An 18803-nucleotide genomic window follows, 5' to 3' on the forward strand; every position below is an offset into this window, starting at 1 on the left:
CCTTCCCGTCCGCACCCGGTTACCCGGGCGCGGACGGGGCTAACTAAGCCACGGAGGTGTAGTGCGACGCGTCACCTTCCAGCGACTCGCTCGGCCGCCCGTCGATGCCGGCCGGGACGTCGCCGGCCACCGTGACGCGGTTGAGCCGCCGCGGCAGGCCGTCGTAGTTGTCGATCGCGTAGTGCTGGGTGATCCGGTTGTCGAACAGCACCAGCTGGTCCGGCTCCCACGCCACCCGCACGATGTTCTCCGGCCGCGTGACGTAGGACTGCAGCAGCCGCAGCAGGTCCCGCGACTCGGTCACCGAAAGCCCTTCGATCCGCTGGGCGAACCCGCCGATGAACAGGCCGCGCTCGCCGGTCACCGGGTGCACCCGCACCACCGGGTGGACGGTCCGGTACTTCCGCGAGACGAACTGCGCCCGGCGCTCGCGCTCCTGCTCGTCCACCGTCTCCGGCGGCTGGACGTAGTCGTAGTCGTTGGTGTGCACCGCCCGCAGCGTGCCGGCGAAGGCCCGCAGCGGTTCCGGCAGGTCCCGGTAGGCCGCGGCGGCGTTCGCGATCAGCGTCTCGCCGCCGTAGGGCGGCACGACCAGGCTGCGCAGCGTGCTGGCCTTCGGCGGGTTGAGGACGAAGGTGACGTCGGTGTGCCAGTGGTTGGCGCGGCCCCGCTCGCTGTCCACGGGCAGGATCGTCGGCGCGCCCTCGACGGCGGGCACCGTCGGGTGGGCCTTGGTGAGCTCGCCGAAGTGCGCCGCGAACCGCTGCTGGCCCTCGTCGTCGAGCCGGACGTTCCGGAACACCAGGGCCTTGTGCTCGTGCAGGGCATCGGTCAGGAACGCCACCTGCGCGGCGTCGAGGTCACCGGACGGGTCGAAGCCGACGATCTCGGCGCCGATCCTCCCGGTCAGCTTGCGGACGTCGGTGCCGATGGTGGTCATGCGGGCTCCTTCACTCGGTTGCGGTTGACGGGCCGCGCGAGGCCGTAGTGCTCGCGCAGGGTGCTGCCGGAGTACTCGGTGCGGAACAGGCCGCGCCGCTGCAGCTCCGGGACGACGAGGTCGACGAAGTCGTCGAGCCCGCCGGGCAGGGTGGGCGGCATGACGTTGAAGCCGTCGGCGGCGCCGCCGCGGAACCAGGCCTCCAGCTCGTCGGCGACCTGGACCGGCGTCCCGGCGAAGACGCGGTGCCCGCGCCCGCCGGCCAGCCGCTCGAGGAGCTGCCGGATGGTCAGGTCTTCGCGCCGGGCCAGGCCGACGACCAGGTCGAACCGGCTCTGGCCGCCTTCGGTGAAGGTGCCGACTTCCGGCAGCGGGCCGTCCAGGGGATAGCCGGTGACGTCGTGGTCGAGCATCTTCGACAGCTGCTGCAGCCCGTAGTCCGGGGTGATCAGCGCGTTCAGCTCGGCCTCGCGTTCGCGCGCCTCGGCTTCGGTGCGGCCGAGGATGGGGGAGATGCCGGGCAGGATCTTGATTTCGTCCGGTGTCCGGCCGTACTTCGCGAGCCGTCCCTTGACGTCGTCGTAGAACGCCTTGCCCTCGGCGAAGGTCTGCTGCGCGGTGAACACGGCTTCGGCGTGGCGGGCCGCGTACTCCTTGCCGGTCTCCGACGACCCGGCCTGCACGAGCAGCGGGTGGCCCTGCACCGGCCGTTCGATGTTGAGCGGCCCGCGGACCTGGAAGTGCGGCCCGTCGTGCGCGATCGCCCGGATCCGGCCGGTGTCGGCGTAGACCCCGCTCGCCCGGTCGACGACCGCCGCGTCGTCGTCCCAGCTGTCCCACAGCTTCTTGACGACCTCGACGAACTCCTCGGCCCGGTCGTACCGCGCGTCGTGCGACGGGCGCCTGGCCAGGTTGAAGTTGCGGGCCTCGTCGATGCCCGCCGAGGTGACGATGTTCCAGCCCGCGCGCCCGCCGGAGAGGTGGTCGAGCGAGGCGAACTTCCGCGCCAGGTGGTAGGGCTCGTTGTAGGTCGTGGACGCCGTCGCGATCAGTCCGATGTGGACCGTGGAGGCGGCGAGCGCGGACAGCAGCGTCAGTGGCTCGAAGTGGCTGTGGGAGTTGTGCTTCACATTGCCCCACAGGGCGACGCCGTCGGCGAGGAAGATCGAGTCGAGCCGGCCGCGCTCGGCGGTCCGCGCGATGTCGACGTAGTGCTGCAGCGTCCGGGCCCGGTGCGGGTCGGTCGACGGGTGCCGCCACGCGGCTTCGTGGTGGCCGTTCGGCATCACGAACGCGTTGAGGTGCATCATGCCTTCTCCTTGGGACGCCAGGTGGAAAACCGCCGTTCGAGGACGACGAAGCCGGAGTTGACGAGCACTCCGAGCACCGAGACCGCGATGATCCCGGCGTACATCTGCTGGATCCGGAAGTTCACCTGGCTCGTGTTGATCAGGTAGCCGAGCCCGGCCTTCGCGCCGACCATCTCCGCGGCGACCAGCACCAGGATCGAATAGGACGCCGCCATCCGGATGCCGGTGAACACCGTCGGCACGGCCGAGGGCAGGATCACCTTCCGGAACAGCCGCGGGCTCGACAGCCCCAGCGAGCGGGCCGCCTTGACCAGCAGCGGATCGACCGTGTTGACCCCGGCGATCGTGTTGAGCAGCACCGGCCACACGCAGGCGTAGACCACGAGGCTGACCTTCGACAGCTCGCCGATGCCCAGCAGCAGCGTGAACACCGGCAGCAGCGCCAGCGCGGCGGTGTTGCGGGCCAGTTCCAGCAGCGGCTGCAGGAACCGCGCGACCGGCCGGTACCAGCCGATCAGCAACCCCAGTGGCACCGCCACCGCGACGGCCACGGCGAACCCGGCGGCCGAACGCCCGACGCTGGCGAGCAGGTGGTCGGCGAGCTCGCCGTCGAGGGCCAGGTCCCACAGGGCCTGGAGATCTTCCGACAGCGGCGGCAGGAACGTCCGCGTGCTCTCGTCGAGGACGAACCGGGGGACCAGCTCCCAGAGCAGGACGAACAGCACGACCGCGGCGGACGCGTGCACCGCCCGGGTGAGCTGCCTGGTGAACCGGCGCGGCTTCGGCGGGGAGCCGGTGAGTCCGGTGTGGACGGCCGGCGCTTCGAGGGTGGTGGTCATCGGACCGCGCTCCGTTCGTGTTCGGCCGCCTTGCGGACCTCGTCGTGCAGCAGTTCCCAGAGCCGGTGGCGCTGCCGCCCGAACTCGGGCCCGGAGCGCACGTCGCCGCTGCGGTCGCCGAGGTCGACGTCGACGACGGCCTTGAGCCGCCCGGGCCGCGACGTCAGCACCGCGACCCGCTGGCCCAGGTAGACGGCCTCGTCGATGCCGTGGGTGATGAAGACGATGGTTTTGCCGGTGCGGCGCCAGATCCGCAGCAGTTCCTCCTGCAGCTGCTCGCGGGTCTGCGCGTCGAGTGCGGCGAACGGCTCGTCCATCAGCAGCACGGCCGGGTCGTAGGCGAGGCTGCGGGCGATCGCGACGCGCTGCTTCATCCCGCCGGACAGCTCGTGCGGGTACCGGTCCTCGAAGCCGGACAGCCCGACCAGGGCGAGGTATTCGCGGGCCCGTTCGGCCCGCTGCCGCTTCCCGAGCGGGCCGCCTTCGAGGCCGAACTCGACGTTGGCGCGGGCGGTGCGCCACGGGAACAGCGCGTACTGCTGGAACACCACTCCGCGGTCGAGACCCGGGCCGCGCACCGGCTCGCCGTCGATGCGCACCTCGCCGGACGTCGGCGTGGTCAGCCCGCCCAGCAGGTCCAGCAGCGTCGACTTGCCCGAGCCGCTGGGGCCGACGAGCGAGAGGAACGTGCCGTCGGCGATGTCGAGGGAGACGTCGTCGAGCGCCGTGAGTTCGCCGAAGGTCTTGGTCACCGAGCGGATGCTGATCACTTGGTCACCGCCGGCGCGCCGTCGCGGTAGGGGTTGAACTCGTTGGTGTAGAGCTTGGCGGTGTCGATCTTGTCGTGCTCGAGGTAGCCCTCCTGCTTCAGCCACGGCTCCCAGCGGGTGTAGTCGGCGTCGGAGATGAGGCCGCCGCGGGTGATGCCGACGCTCTTCCAGTACTTCAGCGTGTCGGTGCTTTCGTTGCGGCCGCGGGCTTTGATGATCTTCGTGAAGCGTGCGATCACCTCCTCGCGCGGGGTGGTGCGCTCCCACTCGATCGCCCGGGCCACGGCGGAGACGAAGACCTTCGCGGTCTCCGGGTACTTCTTGATGAAGTCGGTGCGCAGCACGTACGGGCCGCCGTTGTAGGGCCCGAACGCGCCGACGTCGGTGAACAGCGGGCGGACACCCCCGGCCGCGACGGCGTGGTCCTGCAGGATCCCCTGCAGCGCGGCGACGTCGAGCTGGCCGTTGCGCAGCGCCTGTTCGGCGTTCACCGGCGGGATCACGACGAGCTGGACCTGCTTGATCTCGTCGTCGGCCAGGCCCTGCCCCTTCAGCCACGTGTCGAGCGCCGCTTCGAGGTTCGCGCCGGCGGTGTTGACGCCGACCTTCTTGCCGATCAGGTCGCGGGCGGTCCGGATCGGGCTGTCCTCTTTGGTGTAGAAGCCGATGAACGCCTTGTCGTCGGAGCCGTAGTAGTTGACGACCGCCTTGACCGGCGCCCCGGCCTCGACGAGCTTGACGACCGCGCCGGTGAAGGCGCCGCCGAAGTCGGTCTGGTCGGTGGCCGCGGACTGGATGTCCTGCGGGCCGCTGATCGTGTTGCCGACCCACTTCAGCTTGATCGGGCCGAAGTAGCCCAGGTCTTCGGCGAGTTCGGGCAGGGTGACGGCGTTCGCGCTGCCCTGGTAGCGCAGTTCCAGCTTCTCGGGTTGGCCGGGCGCACCGGTGGCCGTCGCCGAAGCGCAGCCGGCCAGCAGGATCGCGGCGGCGGCGAACAGGGGCAGGGTTTTCTTCACGGTTTCGTCCGTTCCGGGAGTCGGTGGGGATGCCGCAATTGTTCGCAGCACCCGGACGGACGGTCAATTTTGCGAGTTCGTGAAATAACTCCGCCGGTTCACGAAGCGCGCGGCAACCCGGTCAGCAGGGGACCGAGCGGGTCTTCGTAGAGCACGTCCAGGAGCACCGCGCCGCCGGCGGTCGCAAGCTCGGTGCCCGGGAAGCTCGTGCCCACAACGGTTTCCGCCGGATCGGGGCAGCGGGACCGGTCGCGGACCTCGTCCCGGATGGTGGGAAGGCAGCCGGGGACCCGGGCTATACTCCGGTCGACCACCACGAGCACGGCCGGGTTCAGCACGTCGAGCAGAAGGGCCGCCGCCTGGCCGATCAGCCGCGCCCGGTCGAGGAACATCGTGACGGCCGCGGAATCGCCGCCGGCGGCGAGCGCGAGCAATTCCGGAAAGTCCGGCCGCGCGATCATCCCGTTTTCCGCGGCGTTGCGCGCGAGCGTTCCTTCCGAAACGGCCGCCTCGAGGCAGCCGGTGCGCCCGCACCGGCACGGCTCGCTGCTGCCGTCGACCCTCAGGTGCGCGACGGCGCCCGCGGCCGAACGCGGCCCGTGGTGCACTCCCGTACCGGTGGCGAAGGCGGCGTCGACGACGTTGCCGGTGAACAGCTGCACGACGCTGTCCCGGGCGCGCGGGTGCCCGAAGAGCCGTTCGGCGTGCACCAGTGCCCGCGCGTGCCCGTCGACCTCGACCGCCAGTCCGGTGCTGCCGGCGAGCAGGTCGCGGACCGGCACGTTGCGCCAGCCGAGCAGCGGGTGTTCGACGACGGTGCCGGACTCCCGGTCGACCCAGCCGCCGGTGGCGACGCCGAGGCCGAGCGGCTCGCGGTCCGGCGCGTGCCCGAGCAGGAGGTCGTCGAAGATCTCGGCGGCCCGCGCGAGCAGGTCTTCCGCGGCCAGCCCGTCGTGCGGTTCTTCGTGCTGTACCAGCACTTTCCCGCGCAGGTCGAGCAGCGCGACGGTGGCGTGGTGCACGGCCAGGTGCAGCGCGCCGGCGACGTGCCGGCTCGTGTCGAGGTCGACCGGCACGTGCGGCCGTCCGACGCTCTTGCGCGGCTCCGCTTCCGGAAGCTCGCACAGCAGTCCTCGCTGCAGCAGCTCGGCGCTGTGCCCGGTGACGGCGGCGGCCGACAGCCCGGTCCGCCGCGCGATGGTGCTGCGCGCGATCGGTCCGCCGTCGAGGACCGCCCGCAGCACGGCGCTCGCGCTGGCGCTGCGCCGGGCGCCGCGCGCGTCCGTCCTCTGTGGACTGCCGACCCCGCTGGTCATGGCCCGATCGTCGCAGATGGAGCGGCGCGGGCCCAGTGTGCCCAGGATGCGGGCTTGACGCATACCCATATGGGCATATGATGGCCGCGTGGCACGAGCAGCGACGACGGCGGACACCTTCAACGCGGTCGCCGAACCCCGGCGGCGGCAGATCCTCGACGTCCTCATGGACGGCGAACGGCCGGTCGGCGACCTCGTCGACCTGCTCGGCCTGGCCCAGCCGCAGGTGTCCAAGCACCTGCGCGTGCTGCGCGAGGTGGGCGCGGTGGACGTGCGCGGCGACGGCCGCCAGCGGCTCTACCGGCTCAACGGCGCCGCGCTCAAGCCCATCCACGACTGGGTCAAGCGCTACGAACGGACGTGGTCGGAGCGGTTCGCGCGGATGGACGAGGTCCTCGAAGAACTCAAGGAACAGGAGCAGTGACGTGGAGATCACCACCCCGGCCGACGACCGGATCCTCATCACGCGCGAGTTCGACGCGCCGAAACACCTGGTCTACCGCGTGTGGACGACGCCGGAGCTGGTGCGGCGCTGGTGGAGCGGCCACCGCGGGACCACCACCGAGGTCGAGATGGACCTGCGGCCCGGCGGCCGCTGGCGGTACGTGCTGAAGAGCAACGACGGCGCCGAGGTCGGCTTCCACGGCGAGTACCGGGAGATCGTGCCGGACGAGCGGCTCGTCTACACCGAGGTGTACGAAATGCCGGGTGTGGACCTCGATTCCGTGGACGGCCCGCTGAACACGGTCACCTTCACCGCCCTCGACGGCGACCGCACGCGCCTGGAGCTGCTGACCGAGACCGGCAGCAAGGAACTGCGCGACACCATCCTGCAGTCCGGTATGGAGATCGGGGTGGCCGAACAGATGGTGCTCATCCAGGAGCTGGCGGACTCCCTGCGTTAGCGGCCCGCAGGAACCGCTCACCCGTCTTCGCCAGCGCCTCGGCGAGTTCCGGCGCGTCGAGCACCTCGAAGTCCACTTCGAGCAGCCCGAGGTGGAGCGCGAGCATCGGCGCGTGGTCGGAGCCGACCTCGGCGACGCAGCGGTCCGGGCCCTCGGGCGTCACACCGACCGCGATCGGCAGCCGGGCCCGGACGTGTTCCACCGGCGCGTGCAGCCGCACCCGGGCGTGAAACCGCCAGGTCGCCGCGCCCGCACTGCGCTGGACGAACTGCACGACGTCGCCTTCCGGTGGCTCGCGCGGCGCGAAGCGCGGCCCGTTCGGCACCTTCGGCGTCATCCGGTCGACGCGGAAGGTGCGCCAGTCGTCCCGGGCGGTGTCCCAGGCGACGAGGTACCAGCGCCGTCCCCAGCTGACCAGCCGGTGCGGCTCGACGTCACGGCGGCTCGGCGTGCGCTCGTGGCTGGTGTAGTCGAAGCGCAGCCGTTCGCTCGCCCGGATCGCCGCGGCGATGGCGGTCAGCACGTCGGCGTCGACGGCCGGGCCGGCGCCGGGCACCGCGACCGTCGCGGCCTGCAGTGCCCGCACCCGGTGCCGCAGCCGCGACGGCAGCACCTGCTCCAGCTTGGCGAGGGCACGCACCGACGTCTCGCCGATGCCGGCCACGCCCGCCGCCGTCCGCAGCCCGACCGCGACGGCCACGGCTTCGTCGTCGTCCAGCAGCAGCGGCGGGAGCTGCGCGCCCGCGCCCAGCCGGTAGCCACCCTGGACACCGGGGGCGGCTTCGACCGGGTAGCCGAGTTCCCGGAGCTTGCCGATGTCGCTGCGGACGGTGCGCGCGGAGACGCCGAGCCGGCCGGCCAGGTCGGCGCCGGTCCAGTCACGCCGCGTTTCGAGCAGCGACAGCAGCCGCAACAGGCGGGCGGAGGTCTGCAACACCGTCCGAGCATCGCATGAATCGCGGAAGAAAGTCTTCCGCAATGGCTCCTACCGTGCTGTTCATGACGAACGAAATCCACCCCTTCCGCATCGATGTCCCGCAGGCCGACCTGGACGACCTGCACCGGCGCCTGGCCGCGGCCCGGTTCGCCGGCCCCGTGCCCGGCGACGAGCCGGACTGGTCGCGCGGCATCCCCACGGCCGAGGTCCGCGCGCTGGCCGAGTACTGGCGCGACGGCTACGACTGGCGTGCCCAAGAGGCGGCGATCAACGCGTTTCCGCAGTTCACGACCGTGATCGACGGCCAGGTCATCCACTTCCTGCACGTCCGCTCGGCGCAGGCCGACGCGATGCCGTTGCTGCTCACCCACGGCTACCCGGGCTCGGTCGCCGAATTCCTCGACGTCATCGGCCCGCTGACCGAGCCGGGCCCGGACGCGTTCCACGTCGTCGTCCCGTCGTTGCCGGGCTTCGGGTTCTCGACGCCGTTGAGCGGCCCCGGCTGGGAGCTGGCCCGCACCACGGACGCCTTCGCCGAGCTGATGACCCGGCTGGGCTACGAGCGGTTCGCCGCGCAGGGCGGCGACATCGGCGCGGGCGTCACCGGACGGCTCGCCGCGGTGCACCCGGACCGCGTCATCGGAACGCACGTCAACAGCGACCGCGGCACCATCGCGCTGGCCGGAGAGCAGCTGCCGCTGCCGGCGGGCCTGTCCGAGGCCGAACAGTCCGAACTGGACGCGGCGCGCGAAGCGTGGAAGGCGGGCCGCGGCTACCTGGATCTCCAGTCGCACACGCCCGAGACGATCGCGGCCGCGCTCACCGACTCCCCGGTCGGGCAGCTGGCCTGGATCGCGGAGAAGTTCCAGGCCTGGACCGGCGCGGGCGGCATCGGCCGCGACCGGCTGCTGACGAACGTGAGCCTGTACTGGTTCACCCGCAGCGGCGCGACGGCGGCCCGGTTCCTGTACGAGGCCGCCCACTCGGCGCACGGCTGGCTGGCGCCCTCGGACGTCCCGGCGGGCTGGGCGGTGTTCGACACCTCGCCGGTGGTCCGCCGGATCATGGACCCCGAGGAGAAGATCGCGCACTGGTCGGACTTCGCGGCCGGCGGCCACTTCGCGGCGATGGAGGAGCCGGAGCTGCTGGTGGCCGACATCCGCACGTTCTTCCGCACCCTGCGCCGGTGAGCCTGCCGCGGCCGTCGTGAGTGGTAAGGCGAGTTCTAACGCGCTTTTCCACTCACGACCGGGGGTGCTGGGCCAGAATCGGCGGTGTGCAGTTCGCCATCCTCGGGCCGGTCGAAGCCCACCGTCCCGACGGGACCCCGGTCGCCCTCGGCGGCCCGCAGCTGCGCGGGCTGCTCGCCCTGCTCGCGCTCGACGCCGGGCGCGTCGTCAGCGCCGGACGGCTCATCGACGGCCTGCACGGCGAGCACCCGCCCGAGGGTGCGGCCGAGGCCCTGCAGTCCCAGGTCTCGCGGCTCCGGCGGCGGCTGCGCGACGGCGGCGCCCCCGACGGTCTCGTCGAATTCACCCCGGCCGGGTACCGGCTGGCCGTCGACCCCGCCGCCGTCGACGTCCACCGGTTCGAACGGCTCACCGCGCAAGCGCGGGAGACCGCCGATCCGGCGGTGCAGCTCGAGCTGTTCACCGAAGCCCTCGCGCTGTGGCGGGGGCCGGCGCTCGACGGGCTCGCCGACCCGCCGCGCGCGGCCCGGCTCGCGGAACTGCGGCTGGCCGCGACCGAGGACCGCGTCGAAGCCGGGCTCGCCCTCGGCCACCACGACCGGCTCGTCGCCGAGCTGCGGGAGCTCGCCCGCGAGCACCCGCTGCGCGAACGGCTCACCGCCCAGCTGATGCGGGCCCTGCACGGCAGCGGCCGGTCCGCCGAAGCCCTCGCGGTGTTCGCCGAGATCCGCGAACGCCTCGCCGGCGAACTCGGCGCCGACCCGTCGCCCGAGCTCGCCGACGCCCACACCGCCGTCCTCCGGGCCACCCCCGCCCTGGCGCGCCGGGTGCCGGTGCCGCTCACCGGGTTCGTCGGTCGCGCCGAGCTCGGCCGGCTCACCACGGCCCTGCGCGACGCCCGGCTCGTCACGCTCACCGGGCCGGGCGGCACGGGCAAGACCCGGCTCGCCGTCGAAGCCGCGGCCGAGGTCGGTGACAACCAAGGCTTCGCCTCGAGCCGGGAGCTTCGCCACCCGAACCCCCGAGAAGCCGTCTGTTTCGTCGAACTCGCGACGGCCACCGACGTCCCGCGCGCGGTCCTCGCCGCGCTGGGCCTGCGGGAACAGGGTGTCCTGACCCCGGGCGCGGCGGCCGACCCGGCCGACCGGCTGGCGGCCGCGCTCGCCGACCGGCCGCTGCTGCTGGTCCTCGACAACTGCGAACACGTCGTCGCCGCGGCCGCCCGGCTGGTGCGGCGCCTGCTGGGGGAGTGCGCCGGCCTGCGCGTGCTGGCCACCAGCCGGGAGGCACTGGGCCTGACCGGCGAGACGCTGGTACCGGTCGGCCCGCTGCCCGCCGAGGCCGCCGCGCGCCTGTTCACCGACCGGGCCGCGGCCGTGGCCCCCGGCGAGGCACCCGACCCCGGCGCGGTGGCCCGGATCTGCGCCGCCCTCGACGGCCTCCCGCTGGCCATCGAGCTGGCCGCCGCCCGCCTGCGGTCCCTGTCCGCGGCCGACGTCGCCGCCCGCCTCGGCGACCGCTTCGGCCTGCTTTCGCGCGGCGACCGGACGGCCGAACCCCGGCACCGCACCCTGCGCGGCGTCGTCGAGTGGAGCTGGGACCTCCTGGACGCGGACGAGCGGCTGCTGGCGAGCCGGTTCGCGGTGTTCGCCGGCGGCGCGCGGCCGGCCGCCGTCGAGCAGGTCTGCGAAGTCCCCGACGCGGTGCTCTCCGGGCTGGTGGAGAAGTCCTTCGTCGAGTTCACCGGCGGCCGGTACCGGATGCTGGAGACGATCCGCGCGTTCTGCGCCGAACAGGGCGAAGACCGGCACGCGGCGCACGCGAAGTACTTCCTGGACTTCGCCGTGGCCAGCGAACCGAGACTGCGTGGCGCGGACCAGCTGACGGCACTGGCCGAGCTGACCGCCGAGCACGCCGACCTGCACGCGGCCCTGCGCTGGAGCGCCGCCGAAGCCCCGGAAACCGCGTTGCGGCTCATCGCGGCCCTGTCCTGGTACTGGTGGCTGCGGGGCCTGCGCAGCGAGGCGACGCCGATCGCGGACGCGGTGCTCGCCGCCGTCGGTCCCGAGCCACCGCCCGGGCTGGCCGAGGAGTACGTCCTGTGCGCGATCCACGCGTCGGCCACCGACGTCGCGGTCGAGCCGGTCCTGCAGCGGCTCGACGGGCCGCTGCGGTACCCGTACCTCTTCCTGCTGTGGGCGTTTTCCCCGCGCACCAAGGCGAAGGAAGGCGAGCGGCTGGCCGCGCTGATCGGTCCCGACGCGTGGTCCCGCGCCTTCGCGCGGATCGGGGACGGCCTCGGCGCGCAGTACGGCGGCCGGATCGCCGAAGCCGAAGAGCACTTCTCGGCGGCACTGGACGCTTTCCGCGCCCTGGGCGACCGCTGGGGCGAGGCGAGCGCGCTGGAGAAACTCGCCGAGTTCGCGGACTGGCGCGGCGACCACGCCCGGTTCCGCACGCTGATGGACGAGTCCGTGCGGCTGGCCGGCGAGCTCGGCGCCACCGAGGACGCGGCCGACCTGCTCTGCCGCCGCGCCGACGGCGTCCTGCGGCAGGGCGACGCCGAAGCCGCGAAGGCCGACTACGAAGCAGCCGCCGAGCAGGCCCGCGCGGCCGGAACGCCGCTGACGCTCGCCCGCGCCCGCGGCGGCCTGGGGGAGATCGCGCGGCGCGCGGGCGACCTGGCGGCGGCCCGGCGCTGGTACTCCGCGGCGCTCGGCCTGGCCGGCGGCCCGGTGACCGGCGGCGAGACCCGGATCCGCCTCCACGCCGGCTTCGGCTGGACCGCGGCCGCGGAGGGCAGGCTCGACGAGGCGACCGACCTGCACCAGGAGGCACTCGCCACGGCGATGGAGCACACGAACCTGCCGGGCGCGGCGCAGGCGATCGAAGGGCTGGCCGGGGTGCTCGCCGGCCGCGAGGAGGACGAGCGGGCGGCGTTCCTGCTCGGCGTGGCCGTCGGGCTGCGCGGCGCGCCCGTCACCGGAGACGCCGACGTCGACGGCGTGGCCGAGGGCGTCCGGGCGCGGATCGGCGCCGCGGCCTTTTCCGAAGCGTTCGACCTAGGCCGGGAAACGCCGCCCGAGCAGGCCGTCGAGGCGGCCGGTCAGCGGCGGTTCGCGCTCGGTTCGTGAGCGGTCAGCGGCCGCGCCCATCCTTCGGGGCATGGACATCCTGATCTCCGGCGCCGGCATCGCCGGCCCCGCCCTCGCCTGGTGGCTGAACCACTACGGCTTCCGCACCACCGTCGTCGAGCGCGCCCCGAGCCTGCGCGAGGGCGGCTACAAGGTCGACATCCGCGGCGTCGCGGTCGAGGTCGTCCGCCGGATGGGCCTGCTGGACGAGGTGCACGCGGCGAGCACCGACATGCGCGGCGCGGCGTTCGTGAACAGGCGCGGCAAGGAGCTGGCGACGCTCGACGCGGACACGTTCGGCTTCCGCCACGGCGACGACACGGAGATCCTGCGCGGCGACCTGGCCCGGATCCTGTACGACGCCACCCGCGGGAACACCGAGTACGTTTTCGGCGACTGGATCACCGGCCTCGACGAGCGTCCCGGCGGCGTCGAGGTGACGTTCGCCCACGGCACACCCCGCCGGTTCGACCTGGTGGTCGGCGCGGACGGCCTGCACTCGGGCGTCCGCGCGCTGGCGTTCGGCCCGGAGGAGGACTACCTGCGCCGGTTCGACGCGTACGTTTCGATCGCGACGGTGCCGAACAGCTTCCGGCTGGACCGCTGGGAGCTCCTGCACGCGGCGGCCCCGGGCCGGATGGTGAACGTGTACAGCACCGCGCGGGCGTCCGACGCGAAGGCGGCTTTCTGGTTCACCGCGCCACCGTTGGCTTACGACCGCCGGGACGTCGACGCCCAGAAGGCCATCGTGGCGGACCGCTTCGCGGACCTGGGCTGGGAAATCCCGGCGCTGCTGACGGCCATGAGCTCGGCAGGCGACTTCTACTTCGACCCGGTGTGCCAGATCGTGATGGACCGCTTGTCGACGGGCCGCGTGGTCCTCCTCGGCGACGCGGGTTACTGCGCGTCACCGGCCTCGGGCCAGGGAACAAGCCTGGCCCTGGCGGGCGCGTACGTTCTGGCGGGCGAGCTGGCGGCGGACTTCCCGGCGGGGCTGTCCCGGTACGAGGCGTTGATGCGGCCGTTCATCGAGAAGAACCAGGCCCTGGCGAAGACGGCGCTGCGCGGCATCATCCCGCAGTCGCGGGCGTTCGCGTGGTTCAACACCCGCATGATCCGCCTGCTGCCGCACCTCCCGGGCCGCAACCGAGTCCTGGAGCAGATGTCCCGCCCGATCCGCGAGGCGGCGAACGCGTTGGAGCTGAAGGATTACGCGCTCGCCACCTGATCCCAGGCTTTGCGGAAGGCGATGACGAGCTCCCGGGCGCCGTAGGGGTTGGCGCCGAGGTACCGCCGGGCGCGGGCGAGCGTCTCGAACCCACCGGGGCCACGGGCGGCGCCGACGGCCATCCGCTGCTCGTCGAGGTCGTTGTCGAAGACGTCCAGCAGAACGGCGAGGTATTCGGCCATGACGGCGACATCGAGCCGGACACCGGCGACGAGGCCGGACTCCTCGTCACCGCCCCCGGTGCCGGCGACGTTCGCCGCGAAGGTGCGCAGCAGGTCCCCGGTCAGCTCGTCGACGGGGTATTCGTCGAGCACGGGAATGAGCGCGGCCCCGGCCCACCGGTCAGGCGACCGGTTCAGCCGATCCATGGCGGCCCGCGTGGTCCGGCCGAGCTGACGGCGTACCAGCCGCGCGGCGACGGTGGCCAGTTCGAGTTCCTCCGACGGTTTGTGGTCACTGATCGCTTCGCTGAGCCGGATCAGTTCCCGCGCCAGCCCACCGGAGACGGCGTAGGCGAGGGCGGAGAACTGTTCCGGCAGGTCGACCACCCGCCGGTTCAGGAGGAGTTTCGCCTGGTCGAAGGTCAGGTAGTCGACGCGGACGATGGTGTCGAAGGCGCTGTCGAACACGGTTCGCATCCCCATGGCGGAGAGTTCGAAGTCGGCGAGGGCGTCTTCCGAGACGGAGACGAGGAAGTAGCAGTTGGGCACGTTGAAGACGGCCTTGAGCTCGTTGAGGAACTGCTGGGCGCCCTCACCGTCACTGATCCGGTCGAGTTCGTCGATCCCGATGAGCACTTTCCCGTCGAGGTTGCGCACGACCTCCGCGGCGACGCCGAGGAAAGCGCGGAACCGGTCGACCAGCTGGGGGTGGTTGAGCGGGATGTCGTCCCGCTTCACGGAACTCTTGCGTTTGAGTGCGGTGCCGGACAGGGCGGGGGCGCCGAGGGAGACCTCGCCCTCGGTGGTGTGGCTCTGCAGGAAGCGGAGCTTGTTCCGCTCGCTCCGGGCCAGGTGGAGGAGTTCGGGAGCGGTCAGGACGCCTTGGCCGGGACGACGCTCGCGCTCGACCCAGGTTCCACGGATCAGGTGGAACAGGCGCAGGAGCCCCGACTGCGCCGACCCGTCCGCGGTGCGGCTCGCCCGGGAGTTGATCGCCGGATCGTGGTCGGCGGCGTAGTTCTCGACTTCGTCGCACAGCCGGCCGAACAGGTGGGTGAGGAAGTCCTTGGACTGGTAGCCGACGGGTGCGTCGACCCGGACGGTCAGATCCATCCGCGCTTCCTGCGTGCCGGACTCCCGCAGCAACTGCCCGGCGCACCACCGTTCGAGGAGAGTGGACTTGCCGGCACCGCGTGGCCCGGCGAGGGCGAAGCTGCCCTTGCTGCGCTGCCGGAGCAGCTGGCGGAGTTCCTTGGTGGCCGGCGTGTCGATGTCGACAACCGCCTCGGACACGATTTTGCTGCTCGACGGCAGGACGGTTCCGTAAGGTGAGACGAGCACCTCGCCCACTTCGGCGGCCAGGGGCAACAGGGTGGCACCGTAGAGGTATTCCAGCCATTGGTCGAACGAGCTTTGCGCAAGTCTTTCCTCGAGGCTGACGTTCACGCTCAGGAATTTCCCGACTTTGTAAAGCACCGCTACGGCGGCGACCAGCAACAAGCCGATGATGATTCCCCGTCCCGGTCCGAACCAGGCGATACTCTGCCAGATCGCGGCCGGTGGCAGTGACAGCATGAAGAGAGCGGTGAGGAGCTCGATCGGGTCGAGCCCGAATACGCGGGGATAGGGCCTGGACGACGGGCGGGTGAAGACGAAGCCGGCCAGGATGAGTGGTACGCCGGCGACGAACACTTCCGCCAACCTGTTCGGCAGCCCCGCGCCCCGGGCGATCAGCCAGATGAGCCACGGCATCGACGCGATCGTGGTGGTGACGCCGAGACCGATCAGCAAATAGCCGGCCAATCGCCAGGATCTGCCTATCCAGCCACGTCTGGCCACGTTCTGGTAACTGTTCCGGCTGCGCAGGTACACCTGTTCGTAGGTGAACGCCTGCTCCAGGACCGTGGTGCGGTCCTGTTCGACCCGGTCGCGCAGCCTGTCCGCGGCCGTCCGGCTCAGCCGCCAGTTCTGGGCCACCTCGCCGATCAAGTGCTCCAGAACCTGGTCGGGGCGGTCCCGCCCTTCCTGCCACGGACGGTGGATCCTGGTCCTGATCACGGAGGGTGCGGGCATGCGCCACGGCACGTCCAGCCACGTCGAAGCAGCGACAGTGTCGGGGTGGTGGGGATACTGCCGGCCCAGCACCGCAATGACGTCCCGGGCCTCCGCCCTCCGGTTGAGGTCGATCAGGGTCAAGGCGAGTTCCAGACGTGCGCGGAGCATCCGGGGGTCCAGGTCGAGCGTGCGCCGGTACGCCTCGATGATCTTCGGAGGTGGTGCGTCATCGGCAGTCAGCACCCGTACGCGGCACAGGTTGAGCTGCGGGCTCGACGGGTCGCGCTGAAGGGCCGTTTCGGAAAGGAGCTTCGCAACAGGGAGATCTCCCTGCATCAGCAGGCAGGTCACCGCGCCCAGGACGGCTCCCGGCCGCGAGGGGTCCATCGACATCGAGTCCCGGAACAAAGGGCTTGCTGCCTCGTAGGCCCCAGCGTCAGCCGCAATCCAGCCTCGGGCTTCCAGCGCTCCGGCATGGTCCGGGAACCGCGTCCGGAGATCGTCCGCCGATGCCGCCGCCACGGAGGTGTTCCGGCCGATCCGCAACAACTCGGAACGGACGATGGCTGCCCGGACATCACCGGGATCGAATTCGAGGGCCTGGGCGGCCAACCGGGGCGCGACCACCGTCTCGCCACGTTCGGCCAAGCACAGAGCGTGTTCCACCAGCACCGCCGGCGACGTCCGTGCAGCCGGGTCCGCGTGGTCGAGCAGGCGCTCGGCCTCGTCGACCCGCCCTGCCATGCGCAGTGCGGTCGCCTGCCCGGCCAGGGCTTCCGCGTTCGCCGGATCCAGTTCGGACGCAGACCGGAAAGCAACCAGCGCCCGGTCGGGGTCCCGCAAGGCGGCTCCGCAGTCGAACGCCATGAGCATCGGATCATCCGGCTGGCCGAGCGCAACGATTCCCCGCGCGAGTTCGACCTCCACCGACCCCCACACCGCGGACAGCTTCGCCAGCTCGGCCCGCCCCTCATCCCACCGGCGCAGCAACCACAGCGCACGAACCCGCCCAGCCGCCGTGTGGGCACTGCCGTCCGCCCCCAGTTGCTCACACGCGGCCAGCGCGGCAGCCCCGTCGAACCGCCCGAGAGCCGCGTCGAGGTCCGCGAACGAATCGCTCATGACGGTAGGTACCGGGCCGCTGATCACCTGTTACAACCGGCGGGGGAAATTCAGCCCCATGGAGCATCACCCGAGGGGATCGTGCCCCCAGTTCATCAGCGAGTGCCGCCACGTCGTGTCCTTGACGTCCCCCGATGGGCGCTGGGCCAGGTGCCGGTGCACGTATCCCACCACCTTCCGCATGTGCGCCAGATCGTCCCCGGAAAGGTCGTCCTTCTTCTTGCGCAGGATCTCGACGATGTGGCGGCCCGACTTGTGCCCGATCGACTCGCTGTCCTTGTGCTGCCCGGCGGCTTTCGACTCGTCGGTCTTCAGCCAGTCGTCGAGCTGCTTGGCCGTCATGTTGACGCTGTCACCGAATTCGCGGCGGGTCTCTTCGTCGTCCATCCGGGACGGGTACCCGCGGTGGCCGCGCAGCACGCAGGTCAGCATCGGAAGGGTGAACTCGCCGTCCGCGGTCTCCGGTTCGCCGGCCAGGAACGCCCGGATCCGGCCCAGTGTGTCCGCTCGTTCCCGGGGCGGCATGACCAGTACACCGGCCCGGGTGGCCAGGGCCGCCACCAGGGAATCGGCGGTGCGGCGCTGCCCGTGCGGGAACTCGGCCCGCGCCGGTGACCCGAATCGGGCGGTGTGCAACGCCTCCGCGGTTTCGGCGCGCCAGCCCGTGGGGGTGTCCCGCGGGCCGATCACCGCGCTGCCGCCGGCACGCGCCAGCCCGGCCACCCAGCCGACCCGGTCGTCCACGACGTTCCACAGACCGGCCAGGATGCCGCCCGGTGCCAGCACCCTGGCGATCTCCGGTCCGGCGACGGCCAGGTCGAACCAGTGCAGGGCGTTGCCCGCCAGCACCGCGTCGACGGACGCGTCCGGCAGCGGGATCGCCTCGGCGCTCCCGGGCCGGGCCCGCGCGCCCGGCAGGGTCCGGCGCAGCTCGGCCAGCATGGCCGGGTCGGGCTCGACCGCGGTCACGTCGAGCCCGAGGGTCACCAGGGTGGCGGTGAGCTTGCCGGTTCCGGCGCCGAGGTCGAGCACCCTCGGGCCGGGCGCGGGGCCGAGCGCCCAGCGCACCGCGGCGGGCGCGTAGTCCGGGCGGTGCTCGGCATAGGCGGCCGCCGCCGCGCCGAACGACGAGGCGAGCTCGTTCTTTTCCACCCGGTCACCGTAACCGCGCTTGCCCCCCGAGTGAGAGGGCGGATTCGGGGTACCTGCAGCGTATGAGCAACGAATTCAAGAAGGGCGACCGCGTCAAGTGGGACGCCGGCAACCAGAGCTCCGTCGGCACTGTCGAGGAGAAGATCACCAAGGACACCCACGCCGGCAAACGGGACGTCAAAGCGTCACCCGACAACCCGCAGTACCTGGTCAAGAGCGAGAAATCCGGCAAGACCGCGGTCCACCACCCGGACAAGCTCCACAAAGCCTAGCGCGCCGCGCGAACCTGAGCCGCGACCTCCGTCAGCTCCTCCCGCGACCGCACCCGCCAGTCGGCCTCCAGCACGAAGCCGTCGCCGGGGAACCGGGGGATCACGTGCAGGTGGACGTGGGGGATCTCCTGGCCCGCCGCCTCCCCGTCGGCCAGGAACAGGTTGACCGCCTCGCACCGCAGGTCCGTGCGCCGCAGGGCCGCCGCCAGTTCCTGGGCGATCGTGAACATGCGCGCTCCCGCGGACGGCGGGAGCGCGGCCAGGTCCGCGGCGTGTGCGCGGGGGAGGACCAGCAGGTGGCCGGTCGTCACCGGACGCAGGTCGGCGATCGCCACGAACTCCTCGTCCTCGTGGACGAACGCCGCGGGGGCCCGGCCCGAGCCGATCGCGCAGAAAACGCATTCTCCGTCCGTGGTGGTCGCCGGCAGGCGGTGGAGTTCAGCCATGCGGGTGACC

16 protein-coding genes and 1 pseudogene are annotated in these 18803 nt (G+C 72.0%); 6 read left to right on the plus strand and 11 right to left on the minus strand.

Translation table 11 applies throughout. From position 1 onward, the window contains the following. Positions 1–43 precede the first annotated feature (43 nt). From OO60_RS26680 to OO60_RS26705, 6 genes are all read right to left on the minus strand, one after another. Complete coding sequence (locus OO60_RS26680) at positions 44–940, minus strand: TauD/TfdA dioxygenase family protein (RefSeq protein WP_003085211.1); 897 nt, start codon at positions 938–940, stop codon at positions 44–46. Further along, positions 937–2250 carry an LLM class flavin-dependent oxidoreductase gene (locus OO60_RS26685; RefSeq protein ID WP_003085209.1) on the minus strand — a complete coding sequence of 438 codons (1314 nt, stop codon included), beginning with the start codon at positions 2248–2250 and terminating at the stop codon, positions 937–939. Before OO60_RS26685 ends, OO60_RS26680 begins: the two co-directional genes overlap by 4 nt. Next, positions 2247–3089: an ABC transporter permease gene (locus OO60_RS26690; protein WP_003085207.1), complete on the minus strand. Its 843-nt coding sequence runs from the start codon at positions 3087–3089 to the stop codon at positions 2247–2249. The genes OO60_RS26685 and OO60_RS26690 overlap by 4 nt, the downstream gene beginning before the upstream one ends. Further along, positions 3086–3859, minus strand: coding sequence for an ABC transporter ATP-binding protein (locus OO60_RS26695; protein ID WP_003085204.1), 774 nt, complete (start codon positions 3857–3859; stop codon positions 3086–3088). The genes OO60_RS26690 and OO60_RS26695 overlap by 4 nt, the downstream gene beginning before the upstream one ends. After that, positions 3856–4875 (minus strand): ABC transporter substrate-binding protein, encoded by a 1020-nt coding sequence (locus tag OO60_RS26700; RefSeq protein WP_003085202.1) that lies wholly within the window; start codon positions 4873–4875, stop codon positions 3856–3858. Before OO60_RS26700 ends, OO60_RS26695 begins: the two co-directional genes overlap by 4 nt. Before the next feature lie 98 nt (positions 4876–4973). After that, positions 4974–6191 (minus strand): ROK family transcriptional regulator, encoded by a 1218-nt coding sequence (locus tag OO60_RS26705; protein ID WP_003085201.1) that lies wholly within the window; start codon positions 6189–6191, stop codon positions 4974–4976. Between the two features lie 88 nt (positions 6192–6279). Here OO60_RS26705 and OO60_RS26710 point away from each other — a divergent pair, with 88 nt between their 5' ends. Further along, the gene (locus OO60_RS26710; RefSeq protein WP_003085200.1) at positions 6280–6615 is read left to right on the plus strand and encodes an ArsR/SmtB family transcription factor; all 336 of its coding nucleotides are present in this window, start codon (positions 6280–6282) and stop codon (positions 6613–6615) included. Position 6616: 1 nt separating this feature from the next. Next, positions 6617–7096 carry an SRPBCC family protein gene (locus OO60_RS26715; protein WP_003085199.1) on the plus strand — a complete coding sequence of 160 codons (480 nt, stop codon included), beginning with the start codon at positions 6617–6619 and terminating at the stop codon, positions 7094–7096. Here the strand turns inward: OO60_RS26715 and OO60_RS26720 are convergent. Next, the gene (locus tag OO60_RS26720) at positions 7065–8033 is read right to left on the minus strand and encodes a helix-turn-helix transcriptional regulator (RefSeq protein ID WP_033262307.1); all 969 of its coding nucleotides are present in this window, start codon (positions 8031–8033) and stop codon (positions 7065–7067) included. The genes OO60_RS26715 and OO60_RS26720 overlap by 32 nt on opposite strands. A 62-nt stretch (positions 8034–8095) precedes the next feature. Between OO60_RS26720 and OO60_RS26725 the strand changes: the two genes are divergently transcribed. The 3 genes from OO60_RS26725 to OO60_RS26735 all read left to right on the plus strand — a co-directional run bounded on the left by OO60_RS26725 (position 8096) and on the right by OO60_RS26735 (position 13585). Further along, positions 8096–9223 (plus strand): epoxide hydrolase family protein, encoded by a 1128-nt coding sequence (locus tag OO60_RS26725; RefSeq protein ID WP_033262343.1) that lies wholly within the window; start codon positions 8096–8098, stop codon positions 9221–9223. A gap of 86 nt (positions 9224–9309) precedes the next feature. Further along, entirely contained in the window at positions 9310–12357 is a 3048-nt protein-coding gene (locus OO60_RS26730; RefSeq protein WP_033262308.1) for an ATP-binding protein, read from the plus strand. Between the two features lie 31 nt (positions 12358–12388). Further along, positions 12389–13585, plus strand: a complete 1197-nt coding sequence (locus tag OO60_RS26735; protein ID WP_004562242.1) for an FAD-dependent monooxygenase — start codon at positions 12389–12391, stop codon at positions 13583–13585. Here OO60_RS26735 and OO60_RS26740 read toward each other — a convergent pair. The 3 genes and pseudogenes from OO60_RS26740 to OO60_RS48350 form a co-directional block, all read right to left on the minus strand. Continuing rightward, complete coding sequence (locus tag OO60_RS26740; RefSeq protein WP_033262309.1) at positions 13567–16923, minus strand: tetratricopeptide repeat protein; 3357 nt, start codon at positions 16921–16923, stop codon at positions 13567–13569. The two genes, OO60_RS26735 and OO60_RS26740, sit on opposite strands and share 19 nt — an antisense overlap. 66 nt (positions 16924–16989) lie before the next feature. Then, the gene (locus OO60_RS47210) at positions 16990–17310 is read right to left on the minus strand and encodes a DUF3140 domain-containing protein (protein WP_081656096.1); all 321 of its coding nucleotides are present in this window, start codon (positions 17308–17310) and stop codon (positions 16990–16992) included. 384 nt (positions 17311–17694) lie between these two features. Then, positions 17695–18075 (minus strand): annotated as a pseudogene (locus OO60_RS48350) (class I SAM-dependent methyltransferase); the annotation flags it as partial. A 62-nt stretch (positions 18076–18137) separates the two neighbouring features. Between OO60_RS48350 and OO60_RS26750 the strand changes: the two are divergent. Then, on the plus strand, positions 18138–18347 hold the full coding sequence (locus OO60_RS26750) for a hypervirulence associated TUDOR domain-containing protein (RefSeq protein WP_033262310.1): 210 nt from the start codon (positions 18138–18140) through the stop codon (positions 18345–18347). Here the strand turns inward: OO60_RS26750 and OO60_RS26755 are convergent. Continuing rightward, the gene (locus OO60_RS26755; protein ID WP_033262311.1) at positions 18344–18793 is read right to left on the minus strand and encodes an HIT family protein; all 450 of its coding nucleotides are present in this window, start codon (positions 18791–18793) and stop codon (positions 18344–18346) included. The genes OO60_RS26750 and OO60_RS26755 overlap by 4 nt on opposite strands. Positions 18794–18803 lie beyond the last annotated feature (10 nt).

The organism is Amycolatopsis vancoresmycina, from assembly GCF_000716785.1.
GTDB lineage: Bacteria > Actinomycetota > Actinomycetes > Mycobacteriales > Pseudonocardiaceae > Amycolatopsis > Amycolatopsis vancoresmycina.